This is a genomic window from Streptomyces sp. NRRL F-5650 (assembly GCF_000721365.1).
In the GTDB taxonomy this organism is placed as follows: Bacteria; Actinomycetota; Actinomycetes; order Streptomycetales; family Streptomycetaceae; genus Streptomyces; species Streptomyces ardesiacus.
This window is the reverse complement of the sequence record NZ_JOGV01000028.1, coordinates 1-20,741: the sequence shown is the minus strand read 5'-3', so window position 1 is coordinate 20,741 and position 20,741 is coordinate 1. Positions and strand designations below refer to the sequence as shown.

General features: G+C 71.5%; 20 protein-coding genes and 2 tRNA genes. 11 read left to right on the top strand and 11 right to left on the bottom strand.

Annotated elements, in window-relative coordinates:
- Positions 1-41 precede the first annotated feature (41 nt).
- The 4 genes from IG88_RS0123055 (at position 42) to IG88_RS0123040 (ending at position 3,894) form a co-directional block, all read left to right on the top strand.
- Positions 42-764 (top strand): M50 family metallopeptidase, encoded by a 723-nt coding sequence (locus IG88_RS0123055; protein ID WP_031044335.1) that lies wholly within the window; start codon positions 42-44, stop codon positions 762-764.
- Between the two features lie 244 nt (positions 765-1,008).
- Positions 1,009-2,325, top strand: a complete 1,317-nt coding sequence (gene aroA, locus IG88_RS0123050) for a 3-phosphoshikimate 1-carboxyvinyltransferase (protein WP_031044332.1) — start codon at positions 1,009-1,011, stop codon at positions 2,323-2,325.
- 12 nt (positions 2,326-2,337) lie between these two features.
- Complete coding sequence (gene rsgA / locus IG88_RS0123045; RefSeq protein WP_031044329.1) at positions 2,338-3,351, top strand: ribosome small subunit-dependent GTPase A; 1,014 nt, start codon at positions 2,338-2,340, stop codon at positions 3,349-3,351.
- Between the two features lie 219 nt (positions 3,352-3,570).
- Positions 3,571-3,894, top strand: coding sequence for a DMT family transporter (locus tag IG88_RS0123040; RefSeq protein WP_031044327.1), 324 nt, complete (start codon positions 3,571-3,573; stop codon positions 3,892-3,894).
- Positions 3,895-3,906: 12 nt separating this feature from the next.
- Here the strand turns inward: IG88_RS0123040 and IG88_RS0123035 are convergent, their stop codons facing one another.
- Positions 3,907-4,509 (bottom strand): TetR/AcrR family transcriptional regulator, encoded by a 603-nt coding sequence (locus tag IG88_RS0123035; protein WP_031044324.1) that lies wholly within the window; start codon positions 4,507-4,509, stop codon positions 3,907-3,909.
- Between the two features lie 188 nt (positions 4,510-4,697).
- On the opposite strand from IG88_RS0123035, the gene hisN reads away from it, so the two are divergent.
- The 4 genes from hisN (at position 4,698) to IG88_RS0123015 (ending at position 6,692) form a co-directional block, all read left to right on the top strand.
- The gene (hisN, locus tag IG88_RS0123030; RefSeq protein WP_031044321.1) at positions 4,698-5,498 is read left to right on the top strand and encodes a histidinol-phosphatase; all 801 of its coding nucleotides are present in this window, start codon (positions 4,698-4,700) and stop codon (positions 5,496-5,498) included.
- 131 nt (positions 5,499-5,629) lie between these two features.
- Positions 5,630-6,037, top strand: a complete 408-nt coding sequence (locus IG88_RS0123025) for a cyclic nucleotide-binding/CBS domain-containing protein (RefSeq protein ID WP_031044318.1) — start codon at positions 5,630-5,632, stop codon at positions 6,035-6,037.
- Positions 6,038-6,151: 114 nt separating this feature from the next.
- Entirely contained in the window at positions 6,152-6,568 is a 417-nt protein-coding gene (locus IG88_RS0123020) for a Fur family transcriptional regulator (protein ID WP_030400675.1), read from the top strand.
- A gap of 50 nt (positions 6,569-6,618) precedes the next feature.
- Positions 6,619-6,692: transfer RNA gene (locus tag IG88_RS0123015), tRNA-Met, on the top strand.
- A gap of 91 nt (positions 6,693-6,783) precedes the next feature.
- On the opposite strand, the gene IG88_RS0123010 is transcribed toward IG88_RS0123015, so the two are convergent.
- The 3 genes from IG88_RS0123010 to IG88_RS0123000 all read right to left on the bottom strand — a co-directional run bounded on the left by IG88_RS0123010 (position 6,784) and on the right by IG88_RS0123000 (position 12,035).
- On the bottom strand, positions 6,784-8,631 hold the full coding sequence (locus IG88_RS0123010) for a tetratricopeptide repeat protein (protein WP_199807489.1): 1,848 nt from the start codon (positions 8,629-8,631) through the stop codon (positions 6,784-6,786).
- Between the two features lie 230 nt (positions 8,632-8,861).
- Positions 8,862-8,935: transfer RNA gene (locus IG88_RS0123005), tRNA-Met, on the bottom strand.
- Between the two features lie 100 nt (positions 8,936-9,035).
- A complete protein-coding gene (locus tag IG88_RS0123000; RefSeq protein WP_031044312.1) occupies positions 9,036-12,035 on the bottom strand; it encodes a UPF0182 family protein in 3,000 nt (999 codons plus the stop codon).
- A 165-nt stretch (positions 12,036-12,200) separates the two neighbouring features.
- Here IG88_RS0123000 and IG88_RS0122995 point away from each other — a divergent pair, with 165 nt between their 5' ends.
- On the top strand, positions 12,201-12,743 hold the full coding sequence (locus tag IG88_RS0122995; RefSeq protein ID WP_031044311.1) for a PPA1309 family protein: 543 nt from the start codon (positions 12,201-12,203) through the stop codon (positions 12,741-12,743).
- A gap of 44 nt (positions 12,744-12,787) precedes the next feature.
- On the opposite strand, the gene IG88_RS0122990 is transcribed toward IG88_RS0122995, so the two are convergent.
- From IG88_RS0122990 to IG88_RS0122975, 4 genes are all read right to left on the bottom strand, one after another.
- Entirely contained in the window at positions 12,788-13,882 is a 1,095-nt protein-coding gene (locus IG88_RS0122990; RefSeq protein ID WP_031044308.1) for a PDZ domain-containing protein, read from the bottom strand.
- Positions 13,883-13,956: 74 nt separating this feature from the next.
- The gene (locus IG88_RS43820) at positions 13,957-14,121 is read right to left on the bottom strand and encodes a hypothetical protein (RefSeq protein ID WP_167458149.1); all 165 of its coding nucleotides are present in this window, start codon (positions 14,119-14,121) and stop codon (positions 13,957-13,959) included.
- 135 nt (positions 14,122-14,256) lie between these two features.
- Entirely contained in the window at positions 14,257-14,715 is a 459-nt protein-coding gene (locus IG88_RS0122980; protein ID WP_031044305.1) for a molybdenum cofactor biosynthesis protein MoaE, read from the bottom strand.
- A 110-nt stretch (positions 14,716-14,825) separates the two neighbouring features.
- Positions 14,826-15,944 carry an SDR family oxidoreductase gene (locus IG88_RS0122975; RefSeq protein WP_031044304.1) on the bottom strand — a complete coding sequence of 373 codons (1,119 nt, stop codon included), beginning with the start codon at positions 15,942-15,944 and terminating at the stop codon, positions 14,826-14,828.
- Between the two features lie 192 nt (positions 15,945-16,136).
- Here IG88_RS0122975 and IG88_RS0122970 point away from each other — a divergent pair, with 192 nt between their 5' ends.
- Together IG88_RS0122970 and IG88_RS0122965 are read left to right on the top strand one after the other, a co-directional pair.
- Positions 16,137-17,585, top strand: coding sequence for a zinc-dependent metalloprotease (locus IG88_RS0122970; protein ID WP_031044301.1), 1,449 nt, complete (start codon positions 16,137-16,139; stop codon positions 17,583-17,585).
- Positions 17,582-18,097 carry an NUDIX hydrolase gene (locus tag IG88_RS0122965; RefSeq protein ID WP_031044300.1) on the top strand — a complete coding sequence of 172 codons (516 nt, stop codon included), beginning with the start codon at positions 17,582-17,584 and terminating at the stop codon, positions 18,095-18,097. The genes IG88_RS0122970 and IG88_RS0122965 overlap by 4 nt, the downstream gene beginning before the upstream one ends.
- Before the next feature lie 60 nt (positions 18,098-18,157).
- Here the strand turns inward: IG88_RS0122965 and IG88_RS0122960 are convergent, their stop codons facing one another.
- The 3 genes from IG88_RS0122960 to IG88_RS0122950 form a co-directional block, all read right to left on the bottom strand.
- A complete protein-coding gene (locus tag IG88_RS0122960) occupies positions 18,158-18,913 on the bottom strand; it encodes an AIM24 family protein (protein ID WP_031044296.1) in 756 nt (251 codons plus the stop codon).
- Between the two features lie 16 nt (positions 18,914-18,929).
- A complete protein-coding gene (locus tag IG88_RS0122955; protein ID WP_031044293.1) occupies positions 18,930-19,610 on the bottom strand; it encodes an AIM24 family protein in 681 nt (226 codons plus the stop codon).
- A gap of 13 nt (positions 19,611-19,623) precedes the next feature.
- Positions 19,624-20,741: AIM24 family protein (locus tag IG88_RS0122950; protein ID WP_031044291.1), on the bottom strand; the 1,118-nt coding region annotated here is incomplete at its 5' end.

Below are 20,741 nucleotides of genomic sequence, written 5' to 3'. Positions count from 1 at the left end.
CGCACCCGCTCGACCGTCACCACGAGGAGCCCTCCCCGAACATGGACCACCTCGCAACGGCCTCGCTCACCTCCCTGTGGGACGAGGTCTCCGGCACCCAGCCCGATCCCGACCTGTGGGTGGTGATCGCGACCCTGGTGGCCGCGCTCGCCGTCGTCGTGACGCGCGGCTCGTGGCGGATAGCGCGCAACGCCATCACGATCGCCCACGAGGGCGGTCACGGACTGGTGGCCCTGCTGACCGGGCGCACCCTGACCGGGATCACCCTGCACTCGGACACCAGCGGCCTGACCGTGAGCCGGGGCAAGCCGCACGGCCTGGGCATGATCCTCACCGCCGTCGCGGGGTACACCGCTCCCCCGCTGCTCGGCCTCGGCGGCGCCGCGCTGCTGGCCACGGGGCGCATCACGCTGCTGCTGTGGCTGGCGACGGCGCTGCTCGTGGCTCTGCTGGTGATGGTCCGCAACGCCTACGGGGTGCTGACGGTGGTGGTCACCGGCGGCACGTTCGTCCTGGTGTCCTGGCTGGCGGGGCCGCAGGTGCAGGCGGCGTTCGCGTACGCGGTGGTGTGGTTCCTGCTGCTGGGCGGGGTGCGTCCGGCCTTCGAGCTCCAGGCCAAGCGGTCGCGGGGTGGCGCCGGGGACTCGGACGCCGACCAGTTGGCGCGGCTGACCCACGCGCCCGCCGGGGTGTGGTTCTTCCTCTTCCACGCGGTGTCGCTGTGCTCGCTGATCGGCGGAGGGCGCTGGCTGCTGGACCTCTGAGACACGGACGGACGGGGCCGCAGACAGGCACGACGGGCCCGGACGGGCGCAGACAGGCCGGACGGGCGCAGACAGGCCGGACGGGCGCAGACAGGCCCGGACGGGCGCGGACAGGCATGGCCGCCCAAGGCGCCCGCATAAATGCAAGGCATGTGCCACCGCGTGCGCACTGCCGCGGTTTCGGTCAGATTTCGCCACTTTTGATCAAGATCTCCGACGGCCCCCAGCCATTAAAGTGGGGCCCATGACCGTGAACCCCGCGCACACCACCCTCTGGCCCGCCCCGCACGCGAGCGGACCCGTCGACGCGACCGTCCACGTGCCCGGGTCCAAGTCGGTCACCAACCGCGCCCTGGTGCTGGCCGCCCTCGCCTCCGAGCCCGGCTGGCTGCGGCGGCCGCTGCGCTCCCGCGACACCGTGCTGATGGCCGAGGCGCTGCGCGCGATGGGCGTGGAGATCGAGGAGGGCGTCGGCCCGGACGGCACCGGCGAGTTCTGGCGGGTCATCCCGGCGGGCCTGCGCGGCCCGGCCACGGTCGACGTCGGGAACGCCGGCACGGTGATGCGTTTCCTGCCGCCGGTCGCCACGCTGGCCGACGGTCCCGTCCGCTTCGACGGCGACCCCCGGTCCTACGAGCGGCCGCTGCACGGCGTGATCGACGCGCTGCGCGTGCTGGGCGCCCGGGTCGACGACGACGGGCGCGGGTCCCTGCCGCTGACCGTGCACGGCGGCGGCGCCCTGGAGGGCGGCCCGGTGGAGGTCGACGCGTCGTCCTCCTCCCAGTTCGTCAGCGCCCTGCTGCTGTCCGGGCCGCGCTTCAACCAGGGCGTCGAGGTGCGCCACACCGGTTCCGCGCTGCCGTCCATGCCGCACATCCGGATGACCGTCGACATGCTGCGCGCGGTCGGCGCCCAGGTCGACACCCCCGAGTCCGGCGGCGAGCCGAACGTGTGGCGGGTCACGCCGGGCGCGCTGCTCGGCCGGGACCTGACGATCGAGCCGGACCTGTCCAACGCCCAGCCGTTCCTGGCGGCGGCGCTGGTGACCGGCGGCAAGGTCGTGATCCCCGACTGGCCCTCCCGCACCACCCAGCCCGGCGACCGGCTGCGCGAGATCTTCACCGAGATGGGCGGTTCCTGCGAACTGACGGACTTCGGGCTGGTGTTCACCGGCTCGGGCGCCGTCCACGGCATCGACGTCGACCTCGGCGAGGTCGGCGAGCTGACTCCCGGCATCGCGGCCGTCGCCGCCCTCGCGGACTCCCCCTCGACCCTGCGCAACGTGGCCCACCTGCGGCTGCACGAGACGGACCGGCTGGCCGCGCTCACCAAGGAGATCAACGAACTGGGCGGTGACGTCACGGAGACCGCCGACGGGCTGCACATCCGCCCGCGCCCGCTGCACGGCGGCGTCTTCCACACCTACGAGGACCACCGCATGGCCACCGCCGGCGCCGTCATCGGCCTCGCGGTCGAGGGCGTCGAGATCGAGAACGTGGCGACGACCGCCAAGACCCTGCCCGACTTCCCCGACCTGTGGACCGGGATGCTCGGGGCGTAGGGACGGTTCGCCATGCGCCGCTACGGCAAGCACACCGACGAGGACGACATCCGCACCCGCCCGAACCGCAAGGGCAACCGGCCGCGCACCCACATCCGGCCCAAGCACGAGGACGCCGCCGGGGGCCTGGTCCTCACGGTGGACCGCGGCCGGCTGACCTGCCTGGTCGAGGACCGGATCGTCATGGCGATGAAGGCCCGGGAGCTGGGGCGCAAGGCGGCCGTGGTCGGCGACCGGGTCGCCCTGGTCGGCGACCTGTCCGGCAAGAAGGACACCCTCGCGCGCATCGTGCGCATCGAGGAGCGCACGTCGGTACTGCGCCGCACGGCGGACGACGACGACCCGTACGAGCGCGTCGTCGTCGCCAACGCCGACCAGCTCGCCATCGTCACCGCCCTCGCCGACCCCGAGCCGCGCCCCCGCCTGATCGACCGCTGCCTGGTCGCGGCCTTCGACGGCGGCCTGACCCCGCTGCTGGTCATGACCAAGGCCGACCTGGCACCGCCGGACGACCTCCTGGAGCTATACGGCGCCCTCGACATCCCCTACGTCGTCACCAGCCGCGAGCAGCTCGAGAACGGCGCCGCGGCGGACCTCGTGCGCGAGCACCTGGACGGGAGGATCACGGCCTTCGTCGGCCACTCCGGCGTCGGCAAGACGACCCTCGTCAACACCCTGGTGCCGGAGGACCGCCGCCGGGTGACGGGGCACGTGAACGCGGTGACGGGCCGAGGCCGGCACACCACGACCTCGGCCCTGGCCCTGCCGCTGTCCTCGGCGGAGGGCGGCTGGGTGGTGGACACCCCGGGCGTGAGGTCGTTCGGACTGGCGCACATCGACCCGTCCCGGGTGATCAACGCCTTCCCCGACCTGGTGCCGGGCACGGAGGGCTGCCCGCGCGCGTGCAGTCACGACGAGCCCGACTGCGCCCTGGACGCCTGGGTCGCCGAGGGTCACGCCGACCCGGCACGGCTGTACTCGCTGCGCCGGCTGCTGTCGACGCGGGAACGCAAGGAAGGCGACTGACCGCCGCGTTGTTTGCCGTGCCGTGCAGCCGGTAAGTGCATAATCGCACCAAGCCGGAACCAAGCCCGGGCAAAGCCCGACGACGTCACCGGCGGCCCAAGTCGTCTGCCGGGCGGGGTCGTTGGGGTCGTGGCCGGACGGAGCAACCATCCGGGCGAAGCCACTGATCAGCACCGATCGGCACGGCGGTCACGGTACGGGACTACGGGAGGACGAGACATGGCGTGGCTGCTGGTCATAGTGGCCGGAGTGCTCGAGACCGGCTTCGCCGTCTGTCTGAAGCTCTCGCACGGCTTCACCCGGCTCTGGCCCACGATCGCCTTCTGCGCCTTCGCGCTGGGCAGTTTCGGCCTGCTGACCCTGTCCCTGAAGAAACTCGACGTCGGCCCCGCGTACGCGGTGTGGACCGGCATCGGCGCGGCGGGCACCGCCATCTACGGCATGATCTTCCTCGGCGACCTGGTCTCCACCCTGAAGATCGTCTCGATCAGCCTCGTCATCATCGGTGTCATCGGACTGCAGTTGTCGGGCTCGGCCCACTGAGCCGCCGCTGCGCTACGCCGTCAGCCGGCGCGGCAGGGCGGTGCGCAGGAGATCGGCCACCCCACCCTCGGCCGGCGGTGCCGCCACACAGGACAGGGCCAGCCGTACCGCCAGTTCGCAGGAGCGCGCCAGCTCGGCGGCGTCCGGGGCGGGCAGCGGGCCGGTGCCGTGCAGGACGGCCACCGCGCGGTCGCGGACGAGGCCCACGAAGTCGCCGGGCGTGGGCAGCGGACCGTCGGCCCGCCGCTGGGCCGGTGCGGTGGAGGAGGGCGCCACCGCCGGTGCGGGCAGCCGTTCGCTCCAGCAGCCGGTGAGCATGGCCCTCACCAGGGCGTTGTCGTGGGCGGCCGACATCATCCACTCGGCGGTCGCGGTGAGCCGTTCGCGCGGGTCACTGGACCCGGCCAGCGCCCGCTCCACTCCGGCGAGATAGCCGTCGGCCTCGCGCCTCACCAGGGCCCGGGCGAGCCCTTCCTTGCTGCCGAACTCGTTGTACAGGGTCTGCCGGGACACCCCGGCGGAGGCCGCCACGTCCACCATGCGCACGGCGTACCAGGGCCGGCGCGCCAACGCCGTGAAGGCGGCGTCGAGCAGGGACTCCCGGGCTGCAGGCACCTCGCCTCCCTGGACGGTTCGCTGCCAGTGGTACCGAGCGGCTCGCTGCCAGATTTGACGGGTACGGGGGCACTGTCAAGGGTTCTCGCGCCCCCCGCGCGGGCGGTCCGCGCGCCGCTCTCCGCGCCCCGCCACGCCCGCCAAACCCCTGGTGGCCCTGCCCGGCCCGGGACAGATAGCGTGACGGCATGCCCGATTACCTCGACGACCTCCGCCTCGCCCACGTGCTCGCCGACGCCGCCGACGCCGCGACGATGGACCGGTTCAAGGCCCTCGACCTGAAGGTCGAGACGAAGCCGGACATGACCCCGGTGAGCGAGGCGGACAAGGCCGCCGAGGAACTCGTCCGCGGCCACCTCGCCCGCGCCCGCCCCCGGGACTCGGTCCACGGCGAGGAGTTCGGCGTGGCGGGCACCGGCCCGCGCCGCTGGGTGATCGACCCGATCGACGGCACCAAGAACTACGTGCGGGGCGTCCCCGTCTGGGCCACCCTCATCGCGCTGATGGAGGCGAAGGAGGGCGGCTACCAGCCGGTCGTCGGCCTCGTCTCGGCGCCCGCCCTCGGCCGGCGCTGGTGGGCGGTGCAGGACCACGGCGCGTTCACCGGCCGCAGCCTGACCTCTGCCTCCCGGCTGCACGTCTCCCAGGTCTCCACACTCTCCGACGCCTCGTTCGCGTACTCCTCGCTGAGCGGCTGGGAGGAGCAGGGCCGCCTCGACGGCTTCCTCGACCTCACACGCGAGGTGTGGCGCACGCGCGCGTACGGCGACTTCTGGCCGTACATGATGGTGGCCGAGGGGTCGGTGGACATCTGCGCGGAACCGGAGCTCTCCCTCTGGGACATGGCCGCGAACGCGATCATCGTCACGGAGGCCGGCGGCACCTTCACCGGTCTCGACGGACGCCCCGGCCCGCACAGCGGCAACGCGGCGGCGTCGAACGGCCGGCTCCACGACGAGCTGCTCGGGTATCTGAACCAGCGCTACTGAGCGCCCCCCGACTCGCTCTCCGCGCCCCCTTGTTGACCCGGGCTTTGCCTGCCACTCTGGGAGCTCCCCCACTTGTGAACGTGTGAATCCATGAACCGGCTCATGGATCACCGCAGGAGGTGGCTCCACCCATGCTCGTCCGCGAAGTCATGAGCAAGGTCGTCCTCACCATCGGCCCCGCCCACACGCTCCGCCAGGCCGCCGCCCTGATGTCCGCGCGCCACGTCGGCGCGGCCGTGGTGCACGACCCCGACGCCGGGGGCATCGGCATCCTCACCGAACGCGACGTCCTGGTCTCGGTGGGCGGGGGCCAGGATCCCGACGCCGAGCACGCCCACAGCCACACCACCACCGACGTCGTCTTCGCCGCACCCACCTGGAGCGTGGAGGAGGCGGCGACCGCGATGGCGCACGGCGGCTTCCGTCACCTGATCGTCCTGGACGGGGGTGAGCCCGTCGGCATCGTCTCGGTGCGCGACATCATCCGCCACTGGGCACCGGCCCGCACCCCGCACCGCACACCCGTGGCGACCGCCTGACCGAAAGGCACGCCGCCGCCGGCCAGGAGCTATAGTGGACAGTGTCTAATTCAGGTAGGGGTCCAGAATCACACCCATTCAGGACCTGACCCCCTTGCTGTTAGGCTGGTCGGCATGAGTGACCTTCTGGAACGGCTGCGCGGTCGCGGTTGGCGCATGACCGCACAGCGGCGCGTGGTGGCCGAGGTCCTCGACGGCGAACACGTCCACCTGACGGCCGACGAGGTGCACTCCCGGGCCGTGGCCAAGCTCCCCGAGATCTCCCGGGCGACGGTCTACAACACCCTGGGCGAGCTGGTCTCGCTCGGCGAGGTGCTGGAGGTCGCGACGGACAAGCGCGCCAAGCGCTACGACCCGAACGCGCACCGTCCGCACCAGCACCTGGTCTGTGCCCGGTGCGGCGCGATCCGCGACGTCCACCCGACCGGCAATCCGCTGGCCGACCTCCCCGACTCGGAGCGCTTCGGCTTCACGGTGTCGGAGGTCGAGGTGACGTACCGGGGCACCTGCCCGAACTGCGCGGCGGCGTGAGCACGGATTTGCTTCTCGTCTTCGTGTTGACGTAGTGTTCCATTCATCGACGCGGGGTGGAGCAGCTCGGTAGCTCGCTGGGCTCATAACCCAGAGGTCGCAGGTTCAAATCCTGTCCCCGCTACTGAAGGCCTGGGGCCGGAATCCGAAAGGGTTCCGGCCCCAGGTGCATGGTCACCGCCGCTGCTGTGCCGCCGCCGCGCCGGTCCCCCCCCTCACGCCGACAGCTCCTGCAGGAGCGCGTCCCGCAATCGCGCTGCCCGCTTCCCCACCTCGTCCGGACCCAGCGACACCGCCAGGTCCGCCCACCGCTGTCCCTCCGCCAGCTCCCCCCGCCGGGCGGCCACCAGCGCCAGCCGCAGCGCCGCCCGCCCGTGCCCGGCGTCGGCGGCGCGGCGCCACCACACCACCGCCTCGGGTTCGCTGCCCTCCCGGGCCAGCAGCAGTCCCAGGTTGAAGGCCCCGTTGCGCGAGCCGGCCTCGGCCGCCTCCCGGTACCACCGGGCGGCGTCCACCACGTCGCCCCGCGCCGCCGCGAGCATCCCGACCCGCACCTGGGCCCGCCGGTGCCCCTGGGAGGCCGCGCGCTCGTACCACTCCTCGCACTCGGACTTCTCGTGGGCCGGCTCCCCCAGCTCGTGCGCGGGCGCGGGCGGCCGGCGCGCGTCCAGCACCGAAGCCAGCCGGTACGCGGCCTCGGCGCTGCCGCCCCCGGCCGCGCAGCGCAGGAACCGCTCCGCCTCACGCTCGTCGCCGTCGCGCAGCCGTGCCATCCCGACCTGCAGCGCCGCCTCGGTGTGCCCGGCCGCGGCGGCCCGCTCGTACCAGCGCAGTGCTTCCCGCTCCTCGCCGCGCCCGGCGTGCAGGATCCCGAGGTTGAAGGCGGCGTCGACGCTGCCCGCCTCGGCGGCCTTCGAGAACCACGGCTCGGCGCCGCTCTCGTCCCCGGCCCGCAGCAGCAGGATGGCCAGCGCGTTGGATGCCTCCCGGTGCCCGGCGTACGCGGCCCGCCGGTACCACTGCTCGGCCTGCGCGGTGCGCCCCTGCTCGGCGCAGAGCAGGCCGAGGTTGTACGCGCCGTTGTCGTCACCGGCGTCCATCGCGGCCCGGTACCAGCGTTCCGCCGTCTGGGTCTCACCGCGCTCTGCGTGCAGCGCGCCCAGCGCGTTGGCGGCGTTGCCGTCGCCGTCCTGGGCGGCCCGCAGCCACCACACGGCGGCGCTCTCGGTGTCCCCGGCGTCCCGCAGGAGGAAGCCCAGCGCACAGGCGGCGCGGGCCTCGCCGTCCTTGGCGGAGGTGAGATACCAGCGGCCGGCCTCCTTGAGCTCGCCGCGCTTCTCCAGGATCGCCCCGAGGTGCAGCGCGCCCCGCCGGTGACCGCGCGCGGCGGCCTGCCGGTACCACTGCTCGGCCTCGCGGGCGGCGAGCACGGCCGCCTCGTCGCCGCCGGCGCGCTGCCCGGCACGCCGGTCCAGCGTCCGTGCCAGCCGGTACGCCGCTTCCCGGTGCCCGCGCTCGGCGGCGGCCCGCATCCACCGCTCGGACCCGGAGTCGTCGCCGCGGTGCCCCAGCAGGTCGGCGAGCGCGTAGGCGGCCAGTACGTGGCCCTGTTCCGCGGACTGGCGCAGCCAGTACTCGGCGGCGGGCTCGTCCCCCCGCTCACGGAAGTGCCGGCCCAGCGCGTGCGCGGCGGCTGCGGACCCGGCGACGGCGGCGATGCGCCACCATCCGGCGGCCTCGTCGGCGTACCCCCGCTGGTGCAGCAGGACGCCCAGGTTGTTGGCGGCGGCCCGGTCGCCGGCCGCGGTGGCGGCACGCAGGTGGGACTCGGCTCCGTCGAAGTCACCGCGGCGCAGCAGCAGCGCGCCGAGCACGCTCATCGCCTCGACGTCACCGCCGTCGACGGCGAGCCGCAGACGCACTTCCTCGGCGGCCTCGTCGGCGGCCACCTGAGCCTCGTCGGCGGCCTCCTCCTGGCCGGACGACTGCCCCGACGACATACCGGACGGCTGCGCAAAACGCCCTGTCCCGAACAGATTTGCCATGTCCCCCATAACGTTCATCGTCGCACCACCCGCAACCTCGGTACATCCGGTATACCGCAGTCAGTGAGGTCACTTCAGCGTTTTGTCGACATGCCCACAGGGAGACAAGTCAAACACAGAACTGCCCAACTCCCCCTGACGGCGCGGCCGTCGTGTCCTCGGTACATGCGTTCGCACATCACGAAGGCCCGGATTCCTTGTGGGAATCCGGGCCTTCGTGGTCGTTCGCAACCAGCTCACGACGTCAGTAGCGGGGACAGGATTTGAACCTGCGACCTCTGGGTTATGAGCCCAGCGAGCTACCGAGCTGCTCCACCCCGCGCCGTTGTGTGAACCACCCTAGCACGGCGCGGGATGGGCTCTGACCAGCTCGAACGCCGGACGCGGACGCCGGGCTCGGACGCCGGACGCCGAGCCGTCGGTCAGCTCGTGTCCGATCCTCCGCCGGCGTCACCGGTCGGAGTCGCGTCCGGGCCGGCCTTGTCGCCCCCGGCCTTGTCCTCGCCGGACTTGTCGCCGGTGCCCTTGTCGCCGTTCTTGCCGCCCGCGCTCTGGTCGGCCCTGGCCTGTGCGTCCTCGGCCCGCTTGAGCGCGTCCTCGAGGTCCTTCTGCGCCTTGGCGTACGCCGCCAGGTCCTTCTGCTCCAGGGCCTTCTGCCCGGCGTCGAAGGCCTTCTGCGCGTCGCTCAGCGCTTGCCGGACCGTCGGGTTGGTGGACGACGGCGGCGGCTGGGTGGTGTCGCCCTCGTCCGACGGTGGCTCCTCGCTCTCGGACGCCTGGGCTCCGAAGACCTTGTTGAGCGCTTGGTCGAGGGTGTTCTCGAAGGCGGTGTTGCCCCCGTAACTCACCAGGACCTTGCGCAGCAAGGGGTACTTGAGGTCGCCACCGCGCACATAGACCGGCTCGACGTACAGCAGCCCGCCGTCGAGCGGCACCGTCAGCAGGTTGCCGTACTCCACCTCCGAGTCGCCGCCTCTCAGCAGCCTGATGGTCTCGGCGATGTCCTGCTCGGAGTTCAACTGGCTCTGGACCTGTTTGGGTCCGTTGACGGTCGTGCTCGTCGGCAGCTTCAGGATTCTGATCTTGCCGTAGTCGCTGGTGCCCGCCTCGGCGTCGACGGCCATGAACGCGCTGAGGTTGTCACGCCCGTTGGGTGTGAACGTGGTCGTCAGCGAGAACGCCTGCGCCTTCTGGTCGGGCATCTTCATGCTCAGGTAGTACGGCGGCACCGCGTCGCCCGACTTGTTGGTCGGGTCGTCCGGGACCTGCCACACCTCGCTGCCGCTGAGGAACGTGTTGGCGTCCTTCACGTGGTAGCGCGTGAGCAGTTCGCGCTGGACCTTGAAGAGGTCCTGCGGATAGCGCAGATGCGCCATCAGCTCCTTGGAGATCTCGCTCTTGTCCTGGACCGAGTCCGGGAAGGCCTTCCGCCAGGTCTTCAGGATCGGGTCCTGGGTGTCCCACTCGTAGAGCTTCACGTCGCCGCTGTACGCGTCGACGGTCGCCTTCACGGAGTTGCGGATGTAGTTGACCTGGTTCTGCTGGGCCACCACCGCGCGCGAGTTGTTGTTGGCGGTCAGCGAGTCGGCCGTGGTGTCGCCGAGCGTCGTACGGGAGGCGTACGGGTAACCGTTCGTCGTGGTGTACGCGTCGACGATCCACTGGATGCGGCCGTCCACCACCGCCGGGTAGGCGTCGCCGTCGATGGTCAGCCACGGGGCGACCGCCTCGACGCGCTCCTTGGGCGTGCGGTTGTAGAGGATCTTCGAACCCTCGCCGATCGCACCGGAGTAGAGGATCTGCGGCTCGCTGAACGCCGCCGCGTACGCCGCCCGGTTGATCGGGCTGGACAGGTCGACGCCGCCGTCGCCCTTGTAGCTGAACGTCTTCTCCCCGGTGTCGTCGGAGTAGTCGATCTCCTTCTGGGGACCGCCGACGATCGAGTAGGTGGTCGTCTTCTCGCCGTAGTAGATCCGCTGCTCGTACTTCCCGAGGTCTCCCTCGGACGGCAGGTTGGACTCGGTGAAGACCGGGCGGCCCTCGGCGTCGACGGCCGTGCCCTTGGCCGCCACCACGCCGTAGCCGTGGGTGTAGCGGAAGTGGTTGTTGATCCAGTTCTTCTTCGGGATGCCCGCGAGGTTCAGCTCGCGCAGACCGATGACCGTGTCCTGGTCCTTGCCGTCCTTGGAGTACCGGTCGACGTCCAGATTGGTCGGGAACGCGTAGTAGTTACGCATTTGCTGGAGCTGCTGGAACGTCGGCGAGATGACGTTCGGGTCCATGATGCGGATGGACGCCGCGGCGTCCACGTCGTCACGGAGCTTCGTCTTGTCCTTGGTCTCGCTCTTGCCCGGGTACTCGGTGACCTGGGTGCCCTCGATGCCGTACGCGTCCCTCGTGGCGACGAGGTTCTTCTCGACGTACGGCGCCTCCTTGGCCTGCTCGTTCGGCTGGACCTGGAACTTCTGGACCAGCGCCGGGTACAGACCGCCGATGAGGATCGCGGAGAGCACCATCAGGCCGAAGCCGATGACGGGCAACTGCCAGGTGCGCCGCCACAGGGTGGCGAAGAACAGCAGCGCGCAGATGACGGCGATGCAGAACAGGATCGTCTTGGCCGGCAGGTAGGCGTTGGCGTCGACGTACCTGAGGCCCGTCCAGTTGTCGGTCGCCTTGAAGTCGCTGGACTTCACGGCCAGTCCGTACCGGTCGAGCCAGTACGCGACCGCCTTGAGGGCGACGAAGACACCGATGAGCACCGACAGGTGCCCGGTGGCGGCGGCCGTGGCGCGCGCGCCCGGGCTGGTGATGCGGAGCCCGCCGTACAGGTAGTGGGTGAGCGCGGCGGCGATCACGGAGATGATCACGGCTGCGAAGCCGAAGCCGAGCAGGAACCGGTACCAGGGCAGGTCGAAGGCGTAGAAGGAGACGTCCAGCTTGAACTGGGGGTCCTTCTGCCCGAAGGGCACGCCGTTGATCCACATCAGCCAGGTACGCCACTGGCCGGAGGCCGAGGCACCGGCGACGAGGCCGACCAGGGCGGTGATGCCCAGCAGCAGCCACTTCTTATACGGGGCGATGCCCATCCGGTACCGGTCGAGGTTCTGCTGCTCCATCGACATGGCGCTCAGCGGCGGGCGCAGGCGGTGGGCCAACCAGATGTTGAACCCCACGGCGAGCGCCATCAGCAGGCCGAAGACGAAGAAGAGACCGATCTTGGTCCACAGGGTCGTCGTGAACACCGACGAGTAGTGGACCGACCGGTACCAGAGCCAGTCCGTCCAGAACCCCGCGAACATGGTGAACGCCATGAGAAGCACGGCGAGAACACCGAGTGTCAGCAGCAGGGTTCGGACACGCCGGGACGGGCGGCCCACTCTGATCCGCGGCCCCGTCGGGGGGCCTCCGCCGCGGTCCGGCATCTGGAAAGCCAAGGTGCGCACCTCGAAGTTCGCTGTTTGATCCGTCAGGCCCTCGGGTTCGCGGGCCCCCCGTGCGCCCCCGTATTCGTGGGCGCACACTTATGCAACTTACTCATCGTTTACTCGGTTCCCGATTCGGGCCATGAACGAGGCAGGATTGTGACCATGTCCAACACCCCCATGGCAGCGAGCCCCCTCACCCGGGCCGTGCTCGAGATCGACGAGTACGTCTCCGGCCTCGGCTGGGACCAGCCCGCACGCCTCTTCGCACTCGTCGACACCGCACGGCTGCGGGCCGACCAGCCCTCGCTCGCGGACCGGCTCGGTCTGCAGGACGGGACGGAGTCCGCCGGCCTCACCCCGATCGAGCAGGACGAGATCCCCACGAACCGGGCGCTCGACGAGTTCCTGGGCACCATCGCCTGGCCCGACGCCGTGGTCGGCTGTGCGCTCGCCGTGGAGCGCCTGATGCTGCCGCCCTCCGCCGAGGCCCAGGTGCCCCAGGGCCTGAGCGAGAAGAAGCTCGCCCAGTGGGTGGCGGAGCACCCGGACCGCCAGGAGGTCCGCATGACGGTCGGGGTCCTGCGCGACGGCGCCCGCGACTCGGCCCTGCGGCTGCGGGAGAAGGACACCGCCACGGAGGTCCTCACGGGCTCCGACCTGGTGCCGGGTCTGGCCGAGGCGCTGACGGCGACCTTCGCGGAGTAGGCCCCGGGACGGCGCCGGACCGCCGGACGCCCGTGCGGGGAGGGCTACCCCTTCGTGCACTTCGGCAGGTCGGCGGTCTTCCCGGTGCGGATGTCCTTCAGCGCGCCGAGGGCGTCGTCGATGGTGCCGACCTTCACGAGGGTGAGCCCGTCGGGGGTGTCCTCGGCCGCCGTCGCGCAGTTGTCCGCGGGCGTCAGGAAGTACTGGGCGCCCTTGTCGTGCGCGCCGATGGTCTTCATGCCGATGCCGCCGATGGGGCCGACCTTGCCGTCGTCGTCGATCGTCCCGGTGCCGGCGACGAACTTGCCGCCGGTGAGGTCGCCCGGGGTGAGCTTGTCGTAGATGCCGAGGGCGAACATGAGGCCGGCACTCGGGCCGCCGACGTCGGCCAGCTTGATGTCGATCTCGAAGGGGAAGGTGTGGTCGGTCCCGGCGGAGATGCCGACGACGGCGCGCTTCGGGCCGGTGTCGTCGGATGCCTCGGTGGTGATCGTGACCTCCCGCGTCTTCGTCGCCGTCCGGCCCTCCTTCTTGGCGGCGGCCTGCTCCTTGGCGGGGACGATGGTGAAGACGGTGTCCTCGCCCGGCTTGTGCTTGGTCACCAGCTCGGCGACGTCCGCGGGCTTCTTGACGGCCGTCCCGTCCACGGCCTTGACCACGTCGCCGGCGTGCAGCCTGCCCTGCGCCGGGGAGCCCTTGACCACGGCGGAGACGACCACCCATGACTTCACCGGGATGTCTAGCGCCTTCAGGGCGGCGACCTTCGCGGTCTCCTGGGAGGCGCTGAACTCCTCCGCGTTCTCCTGGGTGGCCTCTTCCTCGGTCTTGCCGTTCGGGTAGAGGGTGTCGTGCGGCACCACGGTGTTGTCGTGCGACAGCCAGCCGTAGACGGCCTCCACGAGGTTCATCTTGTACTCGGCGCTGGTGACCCGGACGGTGGTCATGTTCAGGTGACCGCTCGCCTCATAGGTCTTGTGCCCCGAGATCTGCAGCACCGGCTCGCCGTCGTGGTCGCCGAGGGTGTTCACCGTCGGACCGGGCGACATCTCCGAGTAGGGCACGGGGATGAAAACACCCGCGCACAGGAGCGCGATCAGCATCAGGGTGGAGGCGAGCATCGTCGCGGTGCGGCGTGGCATGGCACGACAGTACGGGACGCGGCTGTCGGAACATCGTCAGGGCAACCCCTGCCGGACGGCCGTGCGGACGGGCGTCAGGCACCCGTCCGGGACTTCTCCATGGCCTCACGGAACCGGGCGTACCCGTCCAGCTCGGGGCCGTCGCTGCGTGCCTTGCGGGTCCGGTTGGCCCAACTGCCCCACAGGCCCGCGCCGACAGCGGCCACCAGCGGAATCAGCAACCAGGCAAGCGCCGCCATGCCGACCTCCCAACCCCATGAGTGTCCGCGACTGACTGATCAGCAGATTAACCATTCGCAGTGACAACGCTCACGCCGGGGGGCGGGTTACGCAACCCGGAGTACCCGGAGTACCCGGAGTACCCGGAGAGGACGCTACGCGCCCACCCATTCCTCGGTGCCGTCGGAGAACGTCTGGTGCTTCCAGATGGGCACCTCTTGCTTGAGGTCGTCGATCAGCCTGCGGCAGGCGTCGAAGGCCTCGCCCCGGTGCGGGCAGGACACCGCTACGACCACCGCGAGGTCCCCGACCTCCAGGTCGCCCACACGGTGCAGCGCCGCGAGCGCCCGAACGGGGTACTCCGCGACGACCTTCTCGGCGATCCGCCGCATCTCGGCCTCTGCGCTCGGGTGGCACGAGTACCCGAGCCGGTCGACGCCGGTGCCGCCGTCGTGGTTGCGCACGGTCCCCACGAACAGCGCGGTGCCGCCGGACGCGTCGTCCCCGACCGCGCGGAAGACCTCGTCCACGGACAGGGGCGTCTCGCGGATGCCGATCAGCTTGACGGGGTCCGCTGCGGCCCGCTCGCCGGGGTGGTCGTTCGTGGTTGCCATGCGTCCATCGTGCCCCACGGCGCGGACGGCGCGGAATAGCGTGATCGCCCGGCACGCGCGCGTGCGGCGTTGGAGCCTCCTACAGAGCTGCCGCCGCCCCGGGGACCGTCTCAGATGCGGCGCCGGGCCTTGCGCGCGCGGCGCACCACCGCGGCGGCGCCCAGCAGCGCCACCGTCGCGCCCGCGGCGCCCGCCGCCGTCGCGTCCTTGCGCCCCAGCCGCCGGCCGGCGACCGTGTGCCGCCCCGAGACCTCCTCCAGCAGCTCCGCGAGCACCTCCTCGTTCGTGTGCTTCGGACGCCATCCGGCATCGTGCAGCCGGCTGCCGCTCACCACCCACGGGTACATCGTGTAGGCGAGGTCGCCGGCCGGAGAGGGGGTCAGTCCGATCCGGTGCAGCCGGGCCGCCGCGCCGAGCGCCACCGCCGAGGGCAGCTCCATGCGCCGGATGCCGCTCAGCTCCTCGACCTCCTCCTGCTCCAGCCAGCCGTCGCACCCGACGGCCAGCTCACCGTCGGCCTTCTCCAGGACGGCGTACTCCAGGGCGCTGCACAGGTCCTCGACGTGGCAGAACTGCCAGGCCGGCCGCGACCCGGCCACGACCAGCAGCCTGGGCGACTCGAAGTACCTGGTCAGCGCGGTGTCCATGCCGCCGACCAGCACGGCGGGGCGGACCACCGTGACGTTGAGGCCGGGGTGCGCCCGCGGCGCGCGCCGCGCGAGCCGCTCGATCTCCAGCAGGTCCCCGACGCCCGTGGCCTCGGCCGTGGCGCGCAGCTCGGCGTCCTCGGACAGCGGCAGCTCGTTGTCCGGGAGGGCGCCGTAGACCATCGCGGAGGTGCACAGGACGACCCGGTGCACACCGGCCGCCGCGGCGGCGGTCAGAACGGTCTGGGTCCCCCGGACGTTGTAAGCCGTGCGGGCGGCCGCGTCGGTCTCCAGGTCGAGGTCGAGCGCCAGGTGCACCACAACGTCCGCACCTCGGAGTTTCTCCGCGATGGCCGGGTCCCGTACGTCGAGGATCTGCCACTCGGCCGCCTCGCACCCACCGCGTCGTTCGTCGATGGCCACGACCTGTCTGACCTCGGACGCGGCGAGCCGCGCGGTGAGCAGCGCCCCTACGCCGGAGGCGGCACCGGTGACCGCCACGACGGGTCCGCGCGCGCCGGGGCGCACGGAACTGGTTGACTGGTTTCGCGCTGCGCGAACCTGTGGATCTGGGGAACTCACCGGGCGTCTCCAGAGGTTGTCTTCAGTACGAGCGCGAGCGACGCGTGCGTACCAGGTGGCATCCATCCTGCCGCAGGCCGCCGGCCGGCGAAGCACCGAGGCCCGATCGGCTTCGGGTGTCTACGCTGGATGGTGAAGTCGGGCAGCCGTGCCGCCGGAAAGAACCGGCGGCCTTACCAGCCGAGGAACCCCGTGAGTGACACCCCATTCGGATTCGGCCTTCCGCCGGAGGAGCCGGACGACGGCGACGAGGGCAAGAAGAAGGACCAGCAGAGCGGCGGTGGTCAGGGACCGGCCAACCCGTTCGGTTTCGGCATGTCCGGAGCCGGGGGCCTGGGCGGCCCCGGCGCGGACAACCCGTTCGCTGCCATGTTCGGTTCCATGAACCCCAACGACCTGGGCGCCGCGTTCCAGCAGCTCGGCCAGATGCTCTCCTACGAGGGCGGGCCGGTGAACTGGGACATGGCCAAGCAGATCGCCCGCCAGACGGTCTCCCAGGGCACCCCGGACGGCCGCAAGGACGCCAGCGTCGGCCCCGCCGAGCGCACCGCCGTGCAGGAGGCCGTGCGCCTGGCCGACCTGTGGCTGGACGACGCCACCGCCCTGCCCTCGGGCGCGGGCACCGCCGTGGCCTGGAGCCGCGCGGAGTGGGTCGAGGCCACCCTGCCCGCCTGGCGGGAGCTGGTCGACCCGGTCGCCGAGCGCGTCGGCAACGCCATGGGTGACGTGCTGCCCGAGGAGATGCAGGCCATGGCGGGCCCGCTGATCGGCATGATGCGGTCCATGGGCGGCGCCATGTTCGGCACGCAGATCGGGCAGGCCGTCGGCGTACTCGCCGGCGAGGTCGTCGGCTCGACCGACGTGGGTCTGCCGCTCGGCCCGGCCGGCAAGGCCGCGCTGCTGCCGGCGAACATCGAGTCGTTCGGCAAGGACCTCGGCGTGCCGCAGGAGGAGGTGCGGCTGTATCTCGCCCTGCGCGAGGCCGCCCACCAGCGCCTCTTCGCGCACGTGCCGTGGCTGCGCTCGCACCTCTTCGGTGCCGTCGACGGCTATGCCCGCGGCATCAAGGTGGACACGGCGAAGCTGGAGGACGTGGTCGGCCAGTTCGACCCGCAGAATCCGGAGCAGTTGCAGGAGGCTCTCCAGCAGGGCATGTTCCAGCCGGAGGACACCCCCGAGCAGAAGGCGGCCCTGGCCCGTCTGGAGACGGCTCTGGCGCTGGTCGAGGGCTGGGTGGACGCGGTGGTGCACACCGCCGCCAAGCCGCGCCTGTCCTCCGCCGACGCACTGCGGGAGACGCTGCGCCGCCGCCGCGCCTCGGGCGGTCCCGCGGAGCAGACCTTCGCCACGCTGATCGGCCTGGAGCTGCGCCCGCGCCGGTTGCGCGACGCCTCCCGGCTGTGGGCCTCCCTGACGGACGCGCACGGCGTCGACGGCCGGGACGGTCTGTGGGCCCACCCGGACATGCTGCCGACCGCGACCGACCTGGACGACCCCGACGGCTTCGTGCACCGCGAGCAGCTCGACTTCTCCGAGCTGGACAAGATGCTCGGCGAGGCCGCGGGCAAGCCCGACCTGAAGAAGAGGGACCAGGGCGACGAGGGCGGCCGGGGCGAGGCCAAGGGCGACGGCACCGAGTGACCCTCCACGACGACGCGGTCCTGGTCCTCAAGGGGTTCGAGGGCCAGGACGAGCTGCGCCAGGTCTACCTGGACCACCTCGCGGCACACCCCGACGGGATGTGGAAGGCCTGCGCCGACGGGCACATCACCGCGAGCGCCATGGTGATCGACCCCTCGCGCGAGCGGGTCCTGCTCACCCTGCACAAGAAGTTGCGCATGTGGCTGCAGATGGGCGGCCACTGCGAACCGGCCGACGAGACCCTGGCCCGGTCGGCCCTGCGCGAGGGCACGGAGGAGTCCGGCATCGCCGGGCTGACCCTGCTGCCCGGCGGCCCCGTGCGGCTGGACCGCCACCACACGCCCTGTGCCTGGCACCTGGACGTCCAGTACGCGGCCCTGGCTCCCGAGGGGGCCGTGGAGGCGATCAGCGAAGAGTCCCTGGACCTGCGCTGGTTCCCGTACGCCGAGGTCCCGGACGTGGCCGACGCGTCGGTCGTACGCCTGCTGGAGGCGACCCGCGCCCGTCTGTGACCGGTAAGGGGTGACCGCCCTTGCGAACACCCCTTACCGGACTGCGGCCCTCCGCCGCGCTCAGCTCCAGACGTTGCCCTGGTTCTGCCCACGTGCGCCGTGCTGGCCCATGCCGTACTGCGCGGCGAGACCCGAGCCGATCTGCGCGTTCTGCGGCGGCAGCAGCTCGCTGGGCTGGACGAGTGCGAAGCCGCTTCCCATGAAGCTCAGCTCCCAGCCCTCGCCGGTGTTCCCCCGGCGCCGCCACACGCCGGAGGAGTGTGTCTGGGCCTGCATCTGCACGCGCAGGCCGGTGGACCAGGCGACGATCGCGTCGGCGTCGCAGTTGACGTACTTGTCGGGCGTCACCTGCATGAACAGCGGGGAGCCCGACGTCATCAGGGCGACCTTGCCCCGGCCGGTGATGTTGAGCTGGTACTTGCCCGAACCGGAGATGCCGTAGAGGCTGTCCACCGCGATGACCTCGTGGTGCAGGTTTGAATCCATCGCGAGCACATAGCTGCTGTCGACCGTGAGGCCGTCCTGGTCGACGTCGACCACGTGGACGCACTGGGCGAGGTTGGCGAAGTAGACCGTGCCCTGCCCGTGGCAGCGCATCAGGTCCAGGCCCTCACCGGTGTACGCACGCGCGTGCGACTGGCTGTTGCTCTGGTACTCGGCGTCGAACTCGACGAGCCCCTGGTAGGCGACCATCGTGCCCTTGCGGGCGAGCACGTCGTCGTGGCCCGTCAGGGCGACGCGGAGCATGTGCTTGTTCTGCAGGCTCCAGGCTTCCTGGGACTGCTGGTCGTTGTAGGCGAAAATCGGGCTCTGCATGATGTGTGGCTCCCCCTCAGCCCCGGACCCGGAGGCGGTCGGTGCTGTCCTCGCTGGGCTGGACGACGACGATGCCCTGACCGGAGAAGGCCATCTGGAAGGCCTCGCCGCTGCCGCGGCCGATCAGCGACTGCGCCTTGAAGCTGCGCTTGCCCTTCACCTTGAGGTTCGGGGACCAGGCCACGAGCGCGTCCGGGTCGACATAGGTCTCGTCCTCGCCGCCGCCGCAGTCCACCACGATCGGCTTGCCCCGGGAGGTGAGGGCGACCCAGCCCTGTCCGGAGATCCTGGTGTTCCACAGGCCCTGCCCGGCGAACTTCGCCAGGCCCTTGACCCGCTCCACGCCCCACGTCAGATGGGCGTCGAAGGCGAGCAGGTTGGTGGCGTTGACGGAGATCCCGTCGCCGTTGAGGTTGATGACGACCACGTTGGCGCCGTAGTCGGCGAGGTAGAGCAGTCCGTCGCCGGAGCACTTCATCAGGGGCGCGCCCTCGCCGGTCATCCAGTCCTTGGCGATCTGGCGGACGGCCGGCGGGTTCGGCTCGTACTGGACGAAGCCCTCGTAGGCGACCATCGAGCCCACGCGCGCGAGGAGGTCGTTTCCGGTCTGCATGGCGACCTTCAGCATGTGGTTGCCGTGGTTCTCCATGCGGGCGGCGACGGGTGCGGGAGCGTAGCCCGCGAGCGGCTGGTTCATGTCGGGCTCTCCCTCAGATCTCGTACGGCTGGACGACGACGAAGCTGCCGGGCGCGGCCCGGAACTGCAGGTTGACGCTTTCGCCGGTGTCGCCCGCGTAGGAGTTGCGGCGCATCCGCACCTGGCTGGAGACGACCACCTGGGCGGCGGCGGACCAGGCGACCACGGCGTTGCAGTCGGCGAACGTCGTGGGCGTGACCGGCAGTACCACGGGCACACCGTGCGTCTTGACGACGATCGTTCCGGTGCCCTGGAACTGCATGGTGAACAGCGCTCCGCCCGGGATGCCGTGCCCTTCGATGCGGCGGACCTCGTAATGGAGGCTCTCGTCGAAGGCCAGGACGTTCTCCGCGGAGACGCAGACGGCGTCGCCCTGGAGCTCGATGGGGTGGAGCATCGAGGAGTCGTCGGCGAGGAACACCTGCCCCTTGCCGGTGCAGCGCATGAGCTGCATCTCCTGGCCGGTCACGTTGCCCACGACCCGGCCGGCGAATCCGGCGCCCTTGTAGCTGAAGTCGACCTTGCCCTGGTAGAGCACCATGCTGCCCTGCCGGGCGAGCACGGGCTGGCCCTCGGCTCCGAGGTCGACGCGGACCAGCTTCTTGTTCTGCTGTGTCCAGCGCTGCCCCGCCGCGGTCTCCCGGTACTGCTGGAGCGCGGCGGCCACACCGGCGCCCTGCGGCGCTCCCTGGGGCATGCCTTGCGGCGCCGTCTGGTGAGGCTGCTGCCCGTAGCCGGGAGGTGCCGCCGGCTGCCCGTAGCCCGGGGGCGGGGCGGGCTGCCCGTAGCCGGCGGGCGCGGGCGGCTGGCCGTAACCGGGCGGCGGGGGCGGTGCGTGCGGCGCCGGCGGCTGGCCGTAGCCGGGGGGCGGCGGCGCCGTCTGGCCGGGGACCTGGCCGTACGGCGGCTGCTGACCGGGGTGGCCCGGCTGGCCGTACGGCGCGGGCGCCGGGGCGGGCGGCGGCACGGGAGCGCCGCCGGGCGCCGGGTTCATCGGCGCGACGATGGTCGCCGCGGCGTGCACGTCAGCGGGCGCCGGAACGGGGGCCGGCGGCGGGGTGGCCGCGGGGGGCGGGGCGAAGCCCTGCTGTGCGGGCTGCGGAACGGGTGCCGGAGCCGGTGCGGAGGCGG